Source organism: Skermanella aerolata KACC 11604, from assembly GCF_000936425.1.
Lineage (GTDB): Bacteria > Pseudomonadota > Alphaproteobacteria > Azospirillales > Azospirillaceae > Skermanella > Skermanella aerolata.
This window is the reverse complement of the sequence record NZ_AVFK01000021.1, coordinates 37,652-54,921: the sequence shown is the minus strand read 5'-3', so window position 1 is coordinate 54,921 and position 17,270 is coordinate 37,652. Positions and strand designations below refer to the sequence as shown.

The following is a 17,270-nucleotide window of genomic DNA, read 5'->3' as shown; positions in this document are numbered from 1 at the left end:
GATACGATTCACCGCGCGGGATGGCGAGTGGGCTGTGAGGGCAACGCCGCAGCCTACAGGTCATGGACATTAGAGCGTGCTGGACTACCGCCGGTTCACAACCTACATCGCTGTCAATGTAAGGGGAACAGCAGCTCGTCGCCTTCACCTGGAGTGGCGTCTTCCATCTCGATCAGGTTTGCTATCACAGCGATGGTTTGGCGCAGCCGCGTATCCGCATCTCCAAGCCTACCCAGCGTTATCAACAACCCTCGCAACGGCGGCTCACCCTCACCATTGGCGACACCAGCGGCAACCTTGCGCAAGATATGGGCTAAGGACTCAAGATCATCCGCCTGGGATCCAATATCCGATGATGCGCCTTGGTCCTTCAGGTGTGAGTTCAAGAATCCAAAAACATCATCCATCGGCTTTCATCCTAAATAAAGATCATATGCTCATGATCTTGGTGGCGGGATAGTCCTTCGCGCTTGATCTGATGCCTGCCTAGTCCGAAGGGTAGCTTTGACGCTACACCGACACGACGTAATCGATTGACGCCGAATATTGTTCCAGCCGGTAAATATGTGATGATTTTTATCGCTGGATTCTTGAGAGATTTGAGCCTCCAATTTGGCGCCCATCCGGCGTGTCTAAGATCGTTCCAGCACTCGTGATGAGTGCTGAGGTCACAGATCGACCCGACGGCTTTTCAGAGTTCCTCGATGGTGCGGACGCCGATAGGTCGCAGACGAGCCTTCCTGGCAAAGGCCACGTCGATCGGATTGAGCAGACGAATACCTCTGGGCCATGATCCACATCGATACATGGTTAAATACACCCGAGTACCGGGCGCACCATCGATTCAAGTTTCACGGGCGCCGCTTTAATCCTGCTGGTCGGCAGCAATGATGCCCTTCAGCCGCAGCCTTGAACTGACGCGTACCGTCATTGCGTGAATTCCGCAATAGCTCCTGATGCCAGCGGATCCGGTATGACTGCCATGCGTGTCCTCGATCTTTTTGTTGATATTGCAACTAATTTCATCGCTGCATGTTGCAGTGCACAATAACCATGACGGCTAAGGCCGAAGTGGCAGCATGGGAGTGAGGCGCCGTCCACATAAGATTGAAACGGCACGATGCCTGATACGATTTCCAACAGCCTGATCCCGAGCATGTCTGTAAAGGCGCTCTGGCACCGCCTGATTGACAGCCTCGCCATCCGGCTTGAAGAGCGGTGTGCACAGGCCCAACTCGCATTGATGACCCCACACGACCGCTTCGATCTCGGCATTGCGCAGGTCATTCCCACAGGCTCGAAGCTTGTCGACATGACGCAGCGCAGAGAGACGGGCCCAACCGGCATTCCGGCGGAACTTCGAAGCCGCATAACCGACGGTTGAGGAAAGCTCCTGCGCGATTGAAGACAATGTCCATTTTCAGGCCCGGAAGATCCGGACTGTCATGGAAGGGAGCGAAGCGCCGCCCATCGTTAAATGGAGCGGACAATGACGACATCTATTCGATCACGGGACCTGATCCAGCCGGTATTCTCCGGACGGGTCGATCACTCCCGGCTCGCCGCTTGCCCGGAGCAAGCAGAATGGCAGGCGGCCGACGGCACCGCCGTCAAGCTTGGACTTCTCACCAGGACCGCTTCTGTGTCCGCCTGGATGATCCTCGGTTTCCTGGTTTATGCCTTGAACCTCCAGAGTACAGCCGGTTCATGATGCAGCCGCTCAGGGCGCGGCGTCCACCCGGATGATCCTTCGGCGGTCCCAGCCGGCCTGTCGGAGGTCTCCAACCCCAACCGGTGCGCGAGAACGCTGACGCCCGACCCGGCGGCTGCCTCAAGGAATTTGCCGCAGGCACGCTTCGACCTGCGCAGTCGCCCCCTTACGCCAATGTGTCGCAGCGCGGAACTTGATCCGTACTCAATTGAAGAATGAATGAATGACCCAGAACATCCTGTACATCCACGGCGCCTATGCGTCACCGACCACCTTCCGCCATCTGATCGAGCACCTGCCGGATCATCGGGCGGTTTTTGCCGACTATGATTGCCTGACCACCTCAGTCGAGGGTGTTGTCCGTCACCTCAAAGCGACTGCGGCGGACAACTTCGGCGGCGAGCCCTACAGTATCGTCGCCCATTCGCTGGGTGGTCTCGTGGCTCTCCGCCTGGCGGCGGACGGTGAACCGATCGAGCGGGTGTTCACGATGTCGACGCCATTCGGAGGCAGCCAGATGGCCAGTCTGCTGACCCTGGTGTACTTTAAGACGCCGGTTTTCGCTGACATCAATCCCCAGGGGTTAACGATCCGGGGCGTTCTCGCCAGCCGGATCAGCGCTCCGGTCCGCTCCATCGTCTCGACCAGCGGCGGCAGCCCGCTGATGCACGAGGCCAACGACGGCGTCGTCACCGTCTCATCGCAAACTCGTCTGGCCGGACCGGAGTACCATACAGTCGAATACAACCATTTCGAGGTCCTGCTGGCTGATCCCGTCATCGCTCTGGCCCAGCAGTTCCTGTTTGAAGCGGCCGATTAGCCAAGTTGATCGCCAGGCACGCAAACAGGGGACGCCCATTTTGACAGGTCTCTCCGATACCCGGATAGAAAATCAATGTCATCGGGAACATCGGTCTCCCGCGCGCCGTGGCGAGCCTCTCCTATTCCTGATACCGCCGATCAGGCTTCGTCATACCCCGGCTCGCGCTGGTGACCCTGCTGGTTCTGTGCTTCCTTGGCGCCATCCTTCTTTTCTGCTTCCTTTTCCGGGCGGCCGGGCTTGCCTGGTTCCTGCTGATTGCTGTTCTCGGTCATGATTCACTCGCGTTTCAAGTCCGGGCCATTCCCGGACGTCGTGAACAGAACAGCCAGCAGCAGCGTGCGTCTCAAGTATTTCACCCAGCCAACCAGAAATGGCGGCAGCCGACGCCCGAGCGGATGACTGAGAGACAAAAATTCATTCACGGCGCAGCCGCACGATTGTACTATGTAGCAGTATTTGGCGGCCCAACTTCGGTCACGGCATGTTGCTGAACATCAGCAGCAACTTGGCGTAAACAACATGGCATCTCGTGAAAACACACCCATAATCCGCAGCGTGACGGAGGCTCGACCCCGCCTGCCGGTTCGGTCGGTTGGCGCAAAGGTTCAAGCCCCTTAAGCCGACTGTTCCAGCCAATCCGCATCAGCCCGATAATCCGATCACCTTCGCCAACGATGCCTTTGTTCAGGCCGACCGGCTATCGGCTTGAACAAGTCCGTGGCGGCAGGCGCCGCTTTCTCAGCGGGATGGAAACATTCGATGTCGGAAGCCTTGGCCTTCAGTGTCTTCCGTGGTTCATGACAGGGAAATTTACCACAACGATGGTTCCATCACCGCCTCGCCTCCCCTCCAACGCTGCCTTTCCATTGATCTGGCGCGCGAACATTTCGATCAACTGAAGCCCGAGAGAACCTTTCCGGCGGTCAGGCGGGATACCGACACCATCATCCTCGATCCGCAGGATCATGGACGCAAGGTCCTGTGCGAGCAGTTCAACACGGATTGTTCCGGAACGCCCTTCGGGAAATGCGTGCTTCATCGCGTTGGTCACCGCTTCGCCCACGATCAGCCCCAGCGGCACAACAAGATCAGGTCCCCAGATCGCCTCGTCGCTGGCCTTCACCTCGATATCAACTTGCCCAGGCGTCAGGATGCTTTCAGCCATTTCCCGGCAGAGCCGGCGCAGGTAGACTGCGAAGTCGACGGTGTCCGGAGCATCGTCCCGGTAGGTCAACAGGGCATGAACCTCGCCAATCCGCTGTAGGCGCCCCCTGGAGGCTTCGAGCATGTCGCGGCAGATCAGGTTGTCAGCGCGACTGGCCTGAACTCCAAGCAGCGAAGCAGCCATTTGCAAGGCATTCTTGGTCCGATGATTCACCTCGCGGATCAGAAAATCGCGAAAGCGCAGATTTTCCTGACCCTGTTCCAGCGCATCGCGGAGCAGCGCTTCGGTACGCCGCCGTCGTTCGACTTCCTCCTCCAGCCGGGTGTTGACCTGCTTGAGACGTCGCGTCCGGGTGGTGAGGCGCCGGTCCAAAGTCTCATTGGCCTTCTTCCGCTCCTCCTCGCGAGCGACCCGGTCTGTGATGTCGAGAAACGACGTGAAGTGCTGGACTACCTGGTCGTCCTCGACGATCGGACTGACGAACATCGAAACCCAGACCCTGCGGCCGTTCTTGACCTGCAACAGAATGTCCTCGTTGATCTGGCGGTGAGCGGCCATGGCGGCATCGATGCGCCTGGCGACATCGGCGTCCGCACGTTCGCTGACCAGAAAAAGATAATTCTGACCCAGCACCTCGTCGCGCTCATAACCGCAGAGTTCCAGAAAGGCAGCGTTGACGTAGATGATCGGATTACCGGTCACGGTGGGATCGCTGACCGCCATCGGCATGCGGGTTGCCTCGACCGCCTCCACGAACAGACCCCGCTTGATCTCGATGTTTCGAACATCTTTCTCCGCTGAGGCCTGACCCGGCTGATTCCGGGGTAGCTTGTCAATCGGCATGTCGCTCTTCCGCGAAGTGATTGAATACAAGAACTGGCTCAGTTCATCGATAGCCGGCAACCCTGGCGGCGATTGGTGGGGGTTTGAAAAACCGGCACCAACGACGAAGAATCGGAACAGGATGTTTCGGCAACCTGTACTGAAAACCCACGCGCGTCGTTTTTGTGCCTGCCGACTGCGGAATACTGCCCAGTCCTGACGTACGAAGCTGCCTCACGACTTCAGGCAGAGCGTCTTGCCAAGAAAACGGGAAATCCCCAGCTCGGCGTTAATGTCCCTTCAGTGGTGCGAATGCAATTGCAATGCGCGATCTGCTTGATACTGGGTCCTTTTAACCATTCACGAGGCTGATAATGCTGCCTGAGGATCAGCCGCAATCCCGGCCGATGAATCCCGGAAGTCTGCCGCATCCGGCGCGAAGCTGGACCCGAGATGACGCGGTTATTGGAAACAGCCATCGCCTAAGTGTTGATAAGCCGGCACCGTGCTCGGCCTGGTCATGAAGCGGAAGTGCTGAAATTGCGGCAGGTTATGGATGAAGCGATGGACGCGGCGAGAGCGGAATGATGATCCAAAGGCGCCTGAGCTATCGGATCTGGCTGTGCAGCGGCAGTATGGAGCAGACAGGAGCAAGGGGGTGATCCACCCCCTTGCTAAGGCGGTCTACGGCGGATTGCGCCTAATCTGGATCGCTTCGCGGTGTAATGTCGCCCCGCAGCGCAGACACTTCGGTGTAGATGCTTCCAATTCAACGCGCGGCGCTGTAGCCACAAAGGCTCTTTGTCTGGTCTACAACTCTCAATTTGTCTTCCCGGGATTGTCGCTTGGATTGACGTAGATCAAACCAAATGGACCTGTTCCAGTTACCTGCACAACTGACTCAGTATCAGTTGTCCATACATAATGCGGCATTTGGCCCGGCAGGTAAACGAAGCCGCCTGGCTTCATCTGTTCGCCGCTTGATTTGTCCACCTTTTCACCCATGGCATGATAGAACTGCCCAGTCAGCACGGTCAGGTTCTCGGCTGTTGCATGTCGATGAGGGGCGACCAAGGTGTTGGGCGGAAACTTCACACGAAGCACGAACGGTCCAGGCTGACCTGGATCCCCGGCAAGAACTGCAATTTGCGATCCTTTCGGTAGGTCAGCGGGACCGGGTTGCCATTTGACCGAGTCCCCGTTTGGCAGCATCAGCATCGAGCCGTGCTGTTCTGCGGCTGCAACACCTTGCACGACAGCAAAAACGGCAATGCTGGAATAGATGAACCTGCGCACGACATTTCCTCCGATATAGTTGTTTGCCGTAATTTTGTTTCATTCTTACAGGTGCGCCAAGCATCATATCTGCCAAGGCAGCAGCGATGCTCCCGCGACCTCCGGCAAGCTTTGCGAATTTCTCAAATCCCGGCAATGGGAAAGTGATTGACCTGAATCTCTCCCCGATTGGCATCCGCTGGTGCACTGATGCATTCAGGGGATTCACAGTAAACCAGCGACGAAGGCACCTACTCGAGCGCCGTCACGCGGGTAGATTTCCGGTGATGGCATCGAAAGGATTTGCCGATGGGTAGAGACCTCGGCGCGGCCGATGCGCGGTTCAACCTCACCGGAAAGTAGCCCCGCCGGTCGTGGCGGAACGATGCCAAGGGACAGGTACCAGGCTTCATGCCGGCACGTCGCCCGGCAGTCGGCGCTAAAGTCACCCATGCTCCCGCTTACCTCGGCCATTTCGGCGGGTCTATGCCCGCAGCCGCCAGACGGCCCTGCATCTCGAGGCCGGCGGCATATGGCTGGCTCCCCTTGGTCCGCCGCCAGTGGGCGACAGGCTCCGCCATGTTCGGCCACAGCACACCGACCGATGGGTAGCGCTGGCCGGGGTGAGCCAGGATGCGGATCGTGCGGATACCGTCATCGACCTGCCAGTCGTCCGACCCGCTCGTCTCATGGCCATCTGTTGTCGCAGGCGCATGGGTGCGGCGCGCCGGATGCTCGACCGCGCGCTCGAGCACGCCGGTCCTGCTCAGCCCGCGACCGAATTGAGCCGTCCCAACTCAACCTGGGGCCGACGGGTTTGAGCCATACTGCCATCGCCAGTTCCTGCAACATCGCGTGGCAGCATTCCTCGGCTTCGACCGACAGGGGGGTGCCGATGTATCGGGATTGACCGAGATGGGCATCGTCACAACGGCACAGCGGCATCCAGGATCAATTGATGCCCGAATTCGATCAGATATTCCCGCGCCGCCGCGGATCTCACGTCATCGGCACCGCCAAGCTCATGGAAGGACACGGCATCCTCATACAGGGTCATCAGTGTGGTGATCTCGGTGGCGACATGCAGCTTTGAAAAATATACATGCAGAACACAGTCCAGCAGTGTGCGACAGGCGAAGAGATCCAGGCGTTGGTATTCAAGTTCGCTGAACTGGGTGTCCAGGATCTCAGACATGACCGCCCTTCCGTACCGTAAGCCTCAACGACCCCATGCACCGACAGGCAACGTCCTCATGGACAACCCACGTGAAAACACTGGCCCCCGACAACCCGGCGACTTGGTTTTGTTTTTCAATGAAGCCGCCTCCGACATGCAGCGGGCGGCTCGACTTAAAAAACTGCAATGAAGAGTCTACAAACAACCTAAAACAGTTGGATTAGCCGGTGCTTGCCTTAAGAGCGATAAGTTCCGGATTGACCTTCGGTGCTTTCAAAACCTGGATCATGCCAGGCCGGTCGCGGACTGCACTCAGAACCCCGCCGACGGCCAGGACCGGGCTTTCAGGTGCGCGATGCCGGCACGACCGGCAAGACTGTCCGCGGCGGCCTGCGCCCGCTGCCGCACCACGCGGGCATCGACGGTGGTCACTACCTGGTCGCGCATTACGATCCGGCCGTCGATCACTACAGTTTGCGCCTCGTGGCCGAGCGCCGAGTAGACGAGCGCCGATACCGGATTGTGCAGCGGCGTCATCCACGGGTCCGTGGCGCCGACCACCACGAGGTCGGCTTTCTTGCCGACTTCGATTGAGCCGATCTCCGCCTCCAGCCCGACCGCGCGCGCGCCGTCGATGGTCGCCATCTCCAGCACTTTCTCCGCCGTCATGATCGTAGCGTCGCGGTGGACACCCTTCTGGATCAGGGCGGCGAACTTCATCGCCTGGAACAGGTTGTGGTTGTTGCTGCTGGCGGGGCCGTCCGCTCCCAGCGCTACGGTCAGCCCGGCCGCCAGCATCTCCGGGATCGGCGGGATGCCGGAGGCGAGATAGAGGTTGCTGCACGGATTGTGCGACACCTTGACGTCGTGGCTCTTCAGGACCTCGATATCGTCGCTCCCGCAGTTGACGCAGTGGACCGCCAGCACGTCCGGGCCGAGGAAGCCGATATCACCGAGGAACCGGGTATCGGTGCGGGCATAGTGCCGTAGAGCATGCCCGATCTCGAACTCCGTCTCCGCGACATGGGTCGTCAGGAGCAGCCCCTCGCGCGTCGCAAGTTCGCGGGTCAGCCGCAGGCTGTCCTCGTCGAGCGTCCAGATCATGCAGGGCGCAACACCGAGGCGCACCCGCCCGTCCGGCCGGTGCCGGCTCCGCGCCAGGGCGGCCACGTCGGCCAGGGCGTCGCCGATATCCTCGATCAGCCCTTCCGGAACGCCGAGATCGGCGCCGGCCGTCATGAAGCCGCGGCAGACGAACCCGCGCAGGCCGGTCTCCTCGAAGGCATCGAACACGGCCTCCGTCAGACCCGGCTGCGGGTGGACGTACATGAAGTCGACCAGGGTCGTGACGCCCGAGCGGATCGATTCGACGCAACCGTGCAGCGCGCCGGCATGGACGTCCTCGCGGGTCAGGGAGGCTGCGGCCGGCCCCGTCATGCAGGTGAACCACTTCTTCAGCACCATGTCGTCGCCCAGTCCCTTCAGCAGGGTCTGGAACAGGTGCGTGTGGGTATTCACCATGCCGGGGATGATGATGGAGCCGGAACAGTCGATCAGTTCCGCATCGGGGTTGTCACGCAGCAGATCGGCCGCATCGCCGACCCCGGCGATGCGGTCGCCGTTGACCAGCACGGCGCCCCGGTCGAGCACCCGACGGTGTCGGTCCATCGTCACGACCCAGGCATCCGCCAGGATGAAGCTCATGCCCCCGCTCCTTTCCTGGCCGCAGCCAGCAGCGCCATGACCGCCGGCGGGGTGAACGGCCCGTCGCCCGCGACCCGGACGCCGAGCGGGACCAGCGCGTCGGCGACCGCGCCCGCGATGGCGCCGACGGCGCCAGTCGTGCCGCCCTCCCCCGCCCCTTTCATGCCGTAGGGGTTGAGCGGCGTCGGGCTCTCCATGAAGCCGGTACGGATCTCCGGCATCTCGGCGGATGTCGGCAGGAAGTAGTCCTGGAAACCGGAGACCAGCGGCCGGCCGGCCGCGTCGTAGGCGATTTCTTCCATCAGCAGTCCGCCCAACCCCTGGGCGATGCCGCCGTGGACCTGCCCCTCGACGATCATCGGGTTGATGATGCGGCCGCTGTCATGGACCACCGCGTAGTCGAGAACCCGGACCGTGCCGGTGTCGCGGTCGATCTCGACCTCGGCGACGTGGGCGGCGTTGGCAAACGAGATGCCGGGAACCTGATGGTGCGCCACCTCGTCCAGGTTGAAGGACGACAAGCCGGTCGGCAGGCTGTTCCAGGCGGTCGCCCGCCGGGCGATCTCCGCCAGGGTGACGCTGCGGCCCGGCACGCCGACGATAGCGGCGCGACCGTCCACCCACTCGATGTCGACGGCTGCCGCCTCGAGCAGTTCCGACGCGATCAGAACCGCCTTTTCCCGGACCTTGTGCGCCGCCAGCCGGGCGGCAGCTCCGGCGATGGCGCCGCCGCGGCTGGCGAAGGTGCCGACGCCGTCGGCAACCACGTCGGTGTCACCGTGCCGCACCGTGACGTCGGTGAACGGTATCTGCAGTTCCTCGGCCACCAGCTGGGCTATGGCGGTCGCCGTGCCCTGCCCGTGCGGCGAGGCGCCGGTCAGCACCGTGACCTTGCCGGACCCATCGACCCTGACATGACCGGTCTCGTAGGGTCCGATCGCGGTCTCCTCGACGAAGCAGGCCACGCCGAGCCCGACGATCCGGCCCTGCGCACGCGCCTCGGCCTGCCGCCGCAGCCTGTCATCCCAGCCGGCAAGCTCCAGCACGCGGTCCAGGCAGCCGGGATAATCGCCGCTGTCGTAGACCACCTTGCCCGCCAGCACGATGGCGGTGCCGCGATCCGACGGCAGTTCCTGCTTGGTCAGCATGTTGCGCCGGCGCAGGTCGATCCGATCGATCCCGAGGTCGCGGGCGATCCGGTCCATCATCAGCTCCATGCAGAGGACCGCCTGCGGATGTCCGGCGCCGCGATAGACCGCCAGCGGCGTCTTGCTGGTCAGGACCGACAGCGACTCCGCCCGGTAGTTGGGGATCCGGTAGGGACCGCGCAGCATCGCCGAGGAGATAGAGGCCGGCGTGGTCGCCAGCGTGAACATGGCGGCGCCGTTGCTGGTCAGGGACTTCAGCGTCACCGCGGTGACCACGCCGTCGGCATCGACCGCGGCGCGCATCGCGTGGACCTGTTCGCGGGCATGGGTGGTGGCGACGAAATGCTCCTGGCGTCCCTCGATCCACCTGACCGGCCGGCCGAGCCGCCGGGCTGCGACGACCGAGACGACCTCCTCCGGATAGAACTCGCACTTGGCCCCGAACCCGCCGCCGACATCGGGGGCGACGACGCGGATCTCCGACTCCGGGATGCCGAGCACGCCGCCGAGGAAGGCCCGGACGAGGTGCGGAAACTGGGTCGAGGTGTGGAGCGTGATGCGTCCGCCCTGGGCGGTCGGGTCGGCGACGACGCCCCGGGTTTCCATCGGTGCCGCGGCGTAGCGGTGGATGCGGAAGGTCTCCTCGAAGACATGGGCAGCCCCGGCGAAGGCGGCGTCCGGGTCGCCGACCTCCTGCCGGCATATATTGGCGACGTTGGTGCCGAACTCCGGATACAGCAGGGCCGGCGGCGCGTCCGATGCCGCCTCTTCGAGATCGAGCACGACGGGCAGGTCGCGGTAGTAGATCTCGACCAGTTCCGCCGCGTCCTCGGCGGCGTAGACGTCGTCGGCGATCACCACCGCCACGGGCTCGCCGACATAGCGCACCTTGTCCAGCGCCAAGACCCGGTGGAGTGCGGGCTTGCTGTCGGGAAACAGGTCGATGCAGGGCAGCGGCCCCAGGTCCCGCACGTCCTCGCCGGTCAGGATCAGCCTGACGCCGGGGGCGGCGAGTGCTGCGGCAGTGCGGATGTCCATGATCTCGGCATGGGCGCGGGTCGAGCGGACCACGGCCATGTGCAGCATGTGCGGCAGGACGATGTCCGCGACGTAGCACGCCTTGCCCGTCAGCAGGCGGTGGTCCTCGAGGCGGCGAACGGGGGTACCGACCAATCCGACGGCCATGGCTCAGCCCTCCCCGGCAAGGGCCGCGAGTGCGGCGTCGATGTTCCGGTAGCCGGTGCAGCGGCAGAGATGCCCCTCCATCAGCTCCGCTCGCTCATCAGCGCTCGGGTGCGGCGACCGGCGCAGCAGGCCGACCGTCGCCATGACGATGCCGGGCGTGCAGAAGCCGCACTGAAGGGCGTGGTGCTCGCGGAACGCCTCCTGGATGCGGTGCAGAGCGCCGTCCCCGGCGGCAACCCCCTCGATCGTCTCGATCTCCATGCCGTCGGCCTGGACCGCCAGCATCAGGCAGGAGCGCACCGTCCCGCCGTCGGCCAGCACGGTGCAGCTTCCGCACGGCCCCTGGCCGCACCCGACATGGGTGCCGGTGAGGCCGAGGACGTCGCGCAGGAGGTCGGACAGCAGCAGCCTGACCGGCACGGTCAGGCGCTTCGGCGCGCCGTTGACGGTGACCGTGATTTCCCTGGTATCCCTGCTCATGATCGGCTTCTCCGTCACAGTGCGGCGAGAGTGGATGCGATCGCCCGCCCGACCAGCGCCGGCAGGACCGTTCCGGCGTAACCGGCAGTGGACTGCCCCGCGAGGCCGGCGATGGTCTGCCCGGCGGCGAGAGCGCCCAGCGCCGGCAGGTCCGTGCCCGGCTCCGCCGCCTCCAGGGCGGCCTCGACCGAAGCGAGACGCATCGGCGTCGGCTGGAGGCTGCCGGCGGCGATGCGGGCGGCGCGGACCCTGCCGTCCGCCGCCTCGATCTGCACGGCGACGGCGGCAAGCGCCGGCGCGTTGCGGCGGAGTGAGACCTCGGCGAAGCCGGCGCGAGCCCCGGTTGCGCCTTTGGGAATACGGATCGAGATCACGATCTCGCCGGGCCGGATCGCGGTTTCGAAGGCGCCGAGGAAGAAATCCGCCGCCTCGACCTCCCGCACGCCGTCCCGGTGTCGCAGGGTGAGAACAGCCCGTAGAGCGACCGCCACGAGGGGCAGCTCGCTCGCCGGATCGGCCCAGACCAGATTGCCGGCCAGCGTGCCCCGGTTGCGGATGGCCGGCGATCCGACATGGCGGATCGCTTCGACCACCAGGGGACAGGCGCTGCGCAGTTCCGACGAGGCCGCGGCTTCGGCGAAGGTCACCAGCGGACCGATCCGCAAGCTATGGGCATCGGCGTCGATGCCGCGCAGGTTCGGGATGCGCCGGAGATCGACCAGCAGGTCCGGCCGCATCCGCCGCGTCGACAGGCTGGGGATCAGGCTCTGGCCGCCGGCCAGCGGACAGGCGCCGGGGCGGTCTAGCAGCGCCAGGGCCTCGTCCAGGGTTGCTGGGCTCTCGTAATCGAAAGGCGCAGGCTTCATGACCCCTCCTCCCCATGGCTCGGACGCGCGGTTTTGCGATCCTGACGGTTTAATCAGGATCCAGCAAATTCCGCGCCAGTCGCGACCGTGGATGGCTTATGGGGTGCCTGAGGCACTCGGCGTTCGGCATGCCTGCGGCGTGGGCAGCGGTGAGCATCGATGGTCAGAAATCAGGCATGTCATGTCCCGCTGCTGTCGCCCGGTTTCAAAGCGAGGCAGCCATTGAGCACGATGTCGGCGATGCTGCGGGCGGCGGACTCGAAGTCAATCGGCTCATCTTCGGCCAGACCGGTCACCGCTCGCACTTCCGGCGCGAAGTTGGCGTAGAATTCGGTAGCGCCCCAGATCAGGAAGAACAGGTGCTCGGGCGCGACCGGACGGATCCGGCCCTGCCTGACCCACGTCTCCAGCACTGCCGCCTTGCGCTCGATCAGAAGCCTCAGTTCTCCCGCTAGAAACTCCCGGACATTGCCGCCGCCGGCCAGCATCTCGCCGGCGAAGATCCGGGAAGCTTCGGGATGAAGGTGCGAGAAGCGCATCTTGGCCGCGATGTAGGCGGCAATCGCTGTCCTCGGCTCGTCCTCCGGCTTGATCGTCTCGATCTCCCGCACCCACAGGCGCAGGGTGTGGGCAAGAACAGCCTCGTACAGGCGGTGCTTGGTGCCGAAGTAGTAGTGGATGGTGGCAGTCGGCATGTCCGCTTCCCTGGCGATCCCAGCCATGGTCGCACCCGACAGGCCGAGACGCGCGAAGACCGTGGCCGCCGCATCGAGGATCCGCGTCTCGCTCGCTTCGCGCAGGCGGGCCTTCGCGGCGGCGGCTGCCGCCTGACTCATGACGGCAATCCCTTCCCACTGCGTGCCCAAGAGCCCTTACCCGGTCTCTCGCCATTGGTCCGGCAAGCTCCGCCTTGTACAGGCTTCCCGCGGACGGACCGACCACGCCGGGATCGGTCGGGACCGGGTATATCGGAATGGTGCTTCAGCACCGGTGGCAATCGGCGGCAGGGCATCCACTCACCTCGGCCATTTCGGCGGGTCGATGCCCGCTGCCGCCAGACGGTCATGCATCTCGAGGCCGGCGGCATAGGGCTGGCTCGCCTTGGTCTGCCGCCAGTGGGCAACATGCTCCGATATGTTCGGCCACAGCACGCCGACCGGCTCGGGCCGCGGCTGCCGCAGGTCCGGATCGTCGGCAAAGAACTCCCAGTGGCGTCGCAGGAAATCGAGCAGGTCCTCCTCCTCGCGCGTTGGATAGCGCTGGCCGGGATGGGACAGGATGCGGATCGTGCGGATGCCGTCATCGACGTGCCAGTAGTCCGACCAGCTCGTCTCTGGATCGTCCTTCGCCACGGGCGCATGGGTCCGGCGCGCCAGATCCTCGACCGCGCGCTCGAGCACGCCGGTCATGCTCAAGCCCGTCGCCCGCATCAGCGCCTCGAGCGTGAAGCGCGTGCGGTCACTCAGGCGCACCGTCAGCGCCTGGGTCTTGGTTCTCCCCTCCGGCTTCACCAGCTGTTCCCCCGTCCCGTTCTCCCCGGAAAAGTAGCCTACACCATCTGCCTCCCGCCGTCAGAAGAATTGCATTGTAATGCCAAAGGAAATATGATGCACTGGTGAATGTCGCCTGACTCCGCGAAGGAGATTGAAATGCTCCAGGAATTTGGATTGTCATCCCGCAAGCTCGGCTACACCTTCGCCGAAGCCGTTGCCCTTACTGGAATATCAGGCTCGCAGCTGTATCAGGAGCGCAAGGCCGGCCGGCTCAAGGTCGTCAAGGTCGGCCGGCGTGCCCTGATCACCCATACCGATCTCGAAGCCTGGATCGAACTGCTCCGAACCACGGCCTGACCAGCTGAACACCTTGCAGTTCATCAGAGATTCTGGCTGGGGACCGGCGCCTTCAGGCGGCGGCGGAAAGCCGGTCGCCCGAAGGGTGAATACCCTTGAGCAGTCTGTATACAGGTAATTAGAACCCCCAAGGGAACCTGCCAGACCTCATATGCCTGCAATGCAAAACCAAGCCTAAAGTGATAATGCATTTACCAGTAAGCGATACCTTTGCTTCGTTTCACTTTCTCGGGGTTCCCCTGCTGAACCCAGCGTACCAAGACGCCCTCGAATAGCAGCAAACGCAGGGGCATGCATCACATAGGGGAAAGGGTGTCGGAGCAGGATTCGGGTCGGGAGGAAATAGTCTCCTGGCCTCCTCGTTCCCTGGCTTATTCCGATTGTACTACATCAATCCTCTGAGCATTTCAGCATTGAGTTTGTAATCATTAATTGTGATTGAAATGTCCACTGGTGACCACGGCAATGTGCTTCCTTTTGCCAGCTGCTGCAATATGCTCAGTCACCTGCCCTGTCCAGCTGACGACGCCCTTCAGGGGTGATCAGGTCGGGGGTCCAGGGTGGGTCGAAGGTCAGCTCGATCCGGGCGGAGCAGGCGGGAGTTGAGATGGCGGCGAGAGCCTTTTCGGCTTGCTGGACGATCAATTCGCCCATCGGGCAGCTTGGATGCGTCAGCGTAAGTCGGACCAGCAGGCCGTCAGGTGTTCCGTCGATGTCGTAGACCAGACCCATATTGACGATGCTGAGTTCGGTTTCGGGATCGATGACTTGAGTCAGAGCGTCCCAAGCAGCGGCTTCCGGAGTGTTCGGTGTCATGAACCGGTCTTTCTCATGATGGCGGCGGAGCGGGCACGCGGCAGGTTCTCGATCCGCAGATAAAGGTCGATAGCGTAGATAATGAAGGCGGCGGCGCCTGCCGCCCCGGTAAGGGCACCGACACGGATCAGCCAGTCGATATCCAGCACCATGCCGGTTCCGACCGTCACCAGCGCCATGACATGGGCGGACGTCTGTATCCTGAGGATCGGGCCGGTGCTCAGTTCCGACACCTTGGGAATGCGCTGGGCTGCCCTGGCGGCGTGGATCGCGGCCAGGAACGGCAGGATGCGCTGGAGCATTCCCAGGACGAGGCTCAGCAGCCAGCCGCCGATGGCAGTCAGCGCGAACAGGGGCGGTCCCCAGGACGGTAGCAGGTCAAGCGCCAGAAGCAATCCCACGGCCAGACTGACGGGGAGCATGACCCAGGACAGACGAACCAGCAGGAACGAGGTTCCGAGATTGCGGCGATTCCGCCTGCGCATCAGACCCACCATGCCATGGACGTGCAGGCACGCGGTTCCCAGCCCGATCACGGCGGCCGGAACGAAGGCACCCGCTGCGGCTGCAATAAGCGCCGCGATTGCGGTCGCAAGGACGATGGTGGCGGGACGCTCGGCCTGGGGCGCCACCAGGGCGAACATGGGTACCAGTACCTGAACGAAACCGGCAGCCAGCAGTCCCAGGAAGCCGTAGCAGGCAACCACCAGATGGATAGCGGCAACGGTGCGGTGATCGTCGAGATAACCATGCGCGAAGTCGCCGAGCAGGGCCAGCCCGAGGACAGCCAAGGTCACCAGACAGGCCAGCGCCGCCCAGAGGTGGCGGACGATCAGGCGGACCTGCGGCTTGGACCGGTCAGTACGCCGGAGCGCCAGACCGACGGTTACGGCGAAAATGACCAGGGCCAGCGCCACGGCGCTGCCGCCGAGGGCCAGTTCCACCAGATCGGCCGTCATCATGCCCCAGTTCAGCACCGCGACGCCCGGCAGCAGCAGCCAACTGGCGAGACGGCAGGGCCAGACGGCGGGCAGGTCAGCCTGGATCGCCACCGGCAGCAGTTGGAAGCCGGCGCCCATGGCCGTGACCGTCAACACGCCCAGCGTCATCAGGTGAAGACCGGCGAGCGGCAGACCGAGGCCGCCGACGGTAGCGGCAAGCAGCGGGGCTCCGGCCGCCAGCGCGGTCCAGCCGATCAGATGAAATACCAGAGCCGCCGCCAGGAACCGGAAGGGGATCGAGGCGGGCAGCAGCCGGCCGCCGCCGGGGGAGATCATGACGATTCCCGCGCCAGCCTGATGCGGACTTCGCCTTCCAAGTTCTCAGCCGACAGGCACGACCAGCCACGCTCCGCCAGCATGGGATAGAGAAGGACGGGTTCGCGGTCGTGATGCAGCACCAGATTGTCGAAGCCACCCTGGTCGATCAGGTCGAGCACGCGGGTCATCGGTTCGGGCGGTTGCAGGCCGCGCACGTCGATATGGGTGCCGTCATCGGCTTTCCAGGGTTCGGGACCTCGGGCTGGCATGGGGGATTCCTCGACCTCTACCGGCGCCGGTTCTTCGCGGCGCCAGCAGATGCGCCAATGTCCCGGTCCCATCTGACGACCGAGCGAGGTGAACCCTTTGCCGGCCAGCACCCGGCGCAGCGGGGCGGGATCGAACGGTGCATCCACCACCAGGAAGCCGCCGGACGGCACCTTGGCCGATGCGGACATGACCTGCGCGAACGGGTCCTGACCCGATGCCAGCAACGGACGGACATCGAGGTGTGGCGCCGATTGGCTTTCGGCCTGCTCGAACCAGTCGCTCGGCGTGGCGGCTGCCGGCACGACCGGTTGGTTGCCAGCGGTCTCGACTGGCTTGCCTTTCAGAACGGCGCACAGGCTGTCGAAGGGAACTTCGGCGACACGCGCCGCTTCGCCCAGGCGGATCTGGCCGACCATGGCGTTCCTGTGATCGGGGTCCAGCAGCACGGCGAAGACCGGATTGAGCGCTATCAGCCGGTGGATCGCCTCGGCGTCTCCGGCGATTACGTCAACCAGCAGGGTGTCGGTGACTAGGGTGTGTGGCGTCAAGCTCATCATCAACTCCCGGGGGATTCACATCCGCATCATGACGGATCGCGGAGGAGTTCCCTTGACGCGGGTCAAGCCACCGGGAATTCAGGACCAGAAAAGATATTCCGGCTGGCAAGAAAAGGATGCCGTCTATTTGGTCGCCACCAAACCGATGGCGCATGACCGAAG

The 17,270-nt window shown here is 63.3% G+C and carries 19 protein-coding genes; 4 read left to right on the top strand and 15 right to left on the bottom strand.

Annotated features, from left to right (window positions below; all coding sequences use genetic code 11):
* Nucleotides 1-113: 113 nt before the first annotated feature.
* A complete protein-coding gene (locus N826_RS22825; protein ID WP_044432601.1) occupies nt 114-407 on the bottom strand; it encodes a hypothetical protein in 294 nt (97 codons plus the stop codon).
* 713 nt (nt 408-1,120) lie between these two features.
* On the opposite strand from N826_RS22825, the gene N826_RS22820 reads away from it, so the two are divergent.
* The 3 genes from N826_RS22820 (at nt 1,121) to N826_RS22810 (ending at nt 2,531) form a co-directional block, all read left to right on the top strand.
* Entirely contained in the window at nt 1,121-1,384 is a 264-nt protein-coding gene (locus tag N826_RS22820; RefSeq protein WP_044432599.1) for a hypothetical protein, read from the top strand.
* A 105-nt stretch (nt 1,385-1,489) separates the two neighbouring features.
* The gene (locus tag N826_RS22815; RefSeq protein ID WP_147040523.1) at nt 1,490-1,711 is read left to right on the top strand and encodes a hypothetical protein; all 222 of its coding nucleotides are present in this window, start codon (nt 1,490-1,492) and stop codon (nt 1,709-1,711) included.
* Between the two features lie 223 nt (nt 1,712-1,934).
* Nucleotides 1,935-2,531 (top strand): esterase/lipase family protein, encoded by a 597-nt coding sequence (locus N826_RS22810; protein WP_044432597.1) that lies wholly within the window; start codon nt 1,935-1,937, stop codon nt 2,529-2,531.
* 140 nt (nt 2,532-2,671) lie between these two features.
* On the opposite strand, the gene N826_RS45775 is transcribed toward N826_RS22810, so the two are convergent.
* The 11 genes from N826_RS45775 to N826_RS22765 all read right to left on the bottom strand — a co-directional run bounded on the left by N826_RS45775 (nt 2,672) and on the right by N826_RS22765 (nt 13,867).
* The gene (locus N826_RS45775) at nt 2,672-2,806 is read right to left on the bottom strand and encodes a hypothetical protein (protein WP_280178459.1); all 135 of its coding nucleotides are present in this window, start codon (nt 2,804-2,806) and stop codon (nt 2,672-2,674) included.
* Nucleotides 2,807-3,312: 506 nt separating this feature from the next.
* Nucleotides 3,313-4,542: a sensor histidine kinase gene (locus N826_RS22805; protein WP_044432595.1), complete on the bottom strand. Its 1,230-nt coding sequence runs from the start codon at nt 4,540-4,542 to the stop codon at nt 3,313-3,315.
* A gap of 798 nt (nt 4,543-5,340) precedes the next feature.
* Nucleotides 5,341-5,817, bottom strand: coding sequence for a cupin domain-containing protein (locus tag N826_RS41870; protein WP_244619545.1), 477 nt, complete (start codon nt 5,815-5,817; stop codon nt 5,341-5,343).
* A gap of 440 nt (nt 5,818-6,257) precedes the next feature.
* Nucleotides 6,258-6,551, bottom strand: coding sequence for a hypothetical protein (locus N826_RS22800; protein WP_044432594.1), 294 nt, complete (start codon nt 6,549-6,551; stop codon nt 6,258-6,260).
* Between the two features lie 170 nt (nt 6,552-6,721).
* Nucleotides 6,722-6,991, bottom strand: coding sequence for a hypothetical protein (locus N826_RS22795; protein ID WP_044432593.1), 270 nt, complete (start codon nt 6,989-6,991; stop codon nt 6,722-6,724).
* Nucleotides 6,992-7,285: 294 nt separating this feature from the next.
* A complete protein-coding gene (locus tag N826_RS22790; protein ID WP_044432591.1) occupies nt 7,286-8,677 on the bottom strand; it encodes an amidohydrolase family protein in 1,392 nt (463 codons plus the stop codon).
* Nucleotides 8,674-11,010: a xanthine dehydrogenase family protein molybdopterin-binding subunit gene (locus N826_RS22785; RefSeq protein WP_044432589.1), complete on the bottom strand. Its 2,337-nt coding sequence runs from the start codon at nt 11,008-11,010 to the stop codon at nt 8,674-8,676. Before N826_RS22785 ends, N826_RS22790 begins: the two co-directional genes overlap by 4 nt.
* Before the next feature lie 3 nt (nt 11,011-11,013).
* Nucleotides 11,014-11,490 (bottom strand): (2Fe-2S)-binding protein, encoded by a 477-nt coding sequence (locus N826_RS22780; protein ID WP_044432587.1) that lies wholly within the window; start codon nt 11,488-11,490, stop codon nt 11,014-11,016.
* Between the two features lie 14 nt (nt 11,491-11,504).
* Nucleotides 11,505-12,356: an FAD binding domain-containing protein gene (locus tag N826_RS22775; protein ID WP_044432585.1), complete on the bottom strand. Its 852-nt coding sequence runs from the start codon at nt 12,354-12,356 to the stop codon at nt 11,505-11,507.
* Nucleotides 12,357-12,535: 179 nt separating this feature from the next.
* A complete protein-coding gene (locus N826_RS22770) occupies nt 12,536-13,192 on the bottom strand; it encodes a TetR family transcriptional regulator C-terminal domain-containing protein (RefSeq protein WP_044432584.1) in 657 nt (218 codons plus the stop codon).
* A gap of 180 nt (nt 13,193-13,372) precedes the next feature.
* Nucleotides 13,373-13,867: a hypothetical protein gene (locus tag N826_RS22765; protein WP_044432582.1), complete on the bottom strand. Its 495-nt coding sequence runs from the start codon at nt 13,865-13,867 to the stop codon at nt 13,373-13,375.
* A 138-nt stretch (nt 13,868-14,005) separates the two neighbouring features.
* Between N826_RS22765 and N826_RS22760 the strand changes: the two genes are divergently transcribed.
* Complete coding sequence (locus N826_RS22760; protein WP_044432685.1) at nt 14,006-14,206, top strand: helix-turn-helix domain-containing protein; 201 nt, start codon at nt 14,006-14,008, stop codon at nt 14,204-14,206.
* A 498-nt stretch (nt 14,207-14,704) separates the two neighbouring features.
* Here the strand turns inward: N826_RS22760 and N826_RS22755 are convergent, their stop codons facing one another.
* Genes N826_RS22755 through N826_RS40400 form a run of 3 tightly spaced genes read right to left on the bottom strand, consistent with a single transcriptional unit; the run spans nt 14,705 to nt 17,105 of the window.
* Nucleotides 14,705-15,022, bottom strand: a complete 318-nt coding sequence (locus N826_RS22755; protein ID WP_044432581.1) for a metal-sulfur cluster assembly factor — start codon at nt 15,020-15,022, stop codon at nt 14,705-14,707.
* A complete protein-coding gene (locus N826_RS22750) occupies nt 15,019-16,299 on the bottom strand; it encodes a hypothetical protein (RefSeq protein ID WP_044432580.1) in 1,281 nt (426 codons plus the stop codon). The genes N826_RS22755 and N826_RS22750 overlap by 4 nt, the downstream gene beginning before the upstream one ends.
* Nucleotides 16,296-17,105 (bottom strand): DUF2249 domain-containing protein, encoded by an 810-nt coding sequence (locus tag N826_RS40400; protein ID WP_052831848.1) that lies wholly within the window; start codon nt 17,103-17,105, stop codon nt 16,296-16,298. The genes N826_RS22750 and N826_RS40400 overlap by 4 nt, the downstream gene beginning before the upstream one ends.
* Between the last annotated feature and the right edge of the window lie 165 nt (nt 17,106-17,270).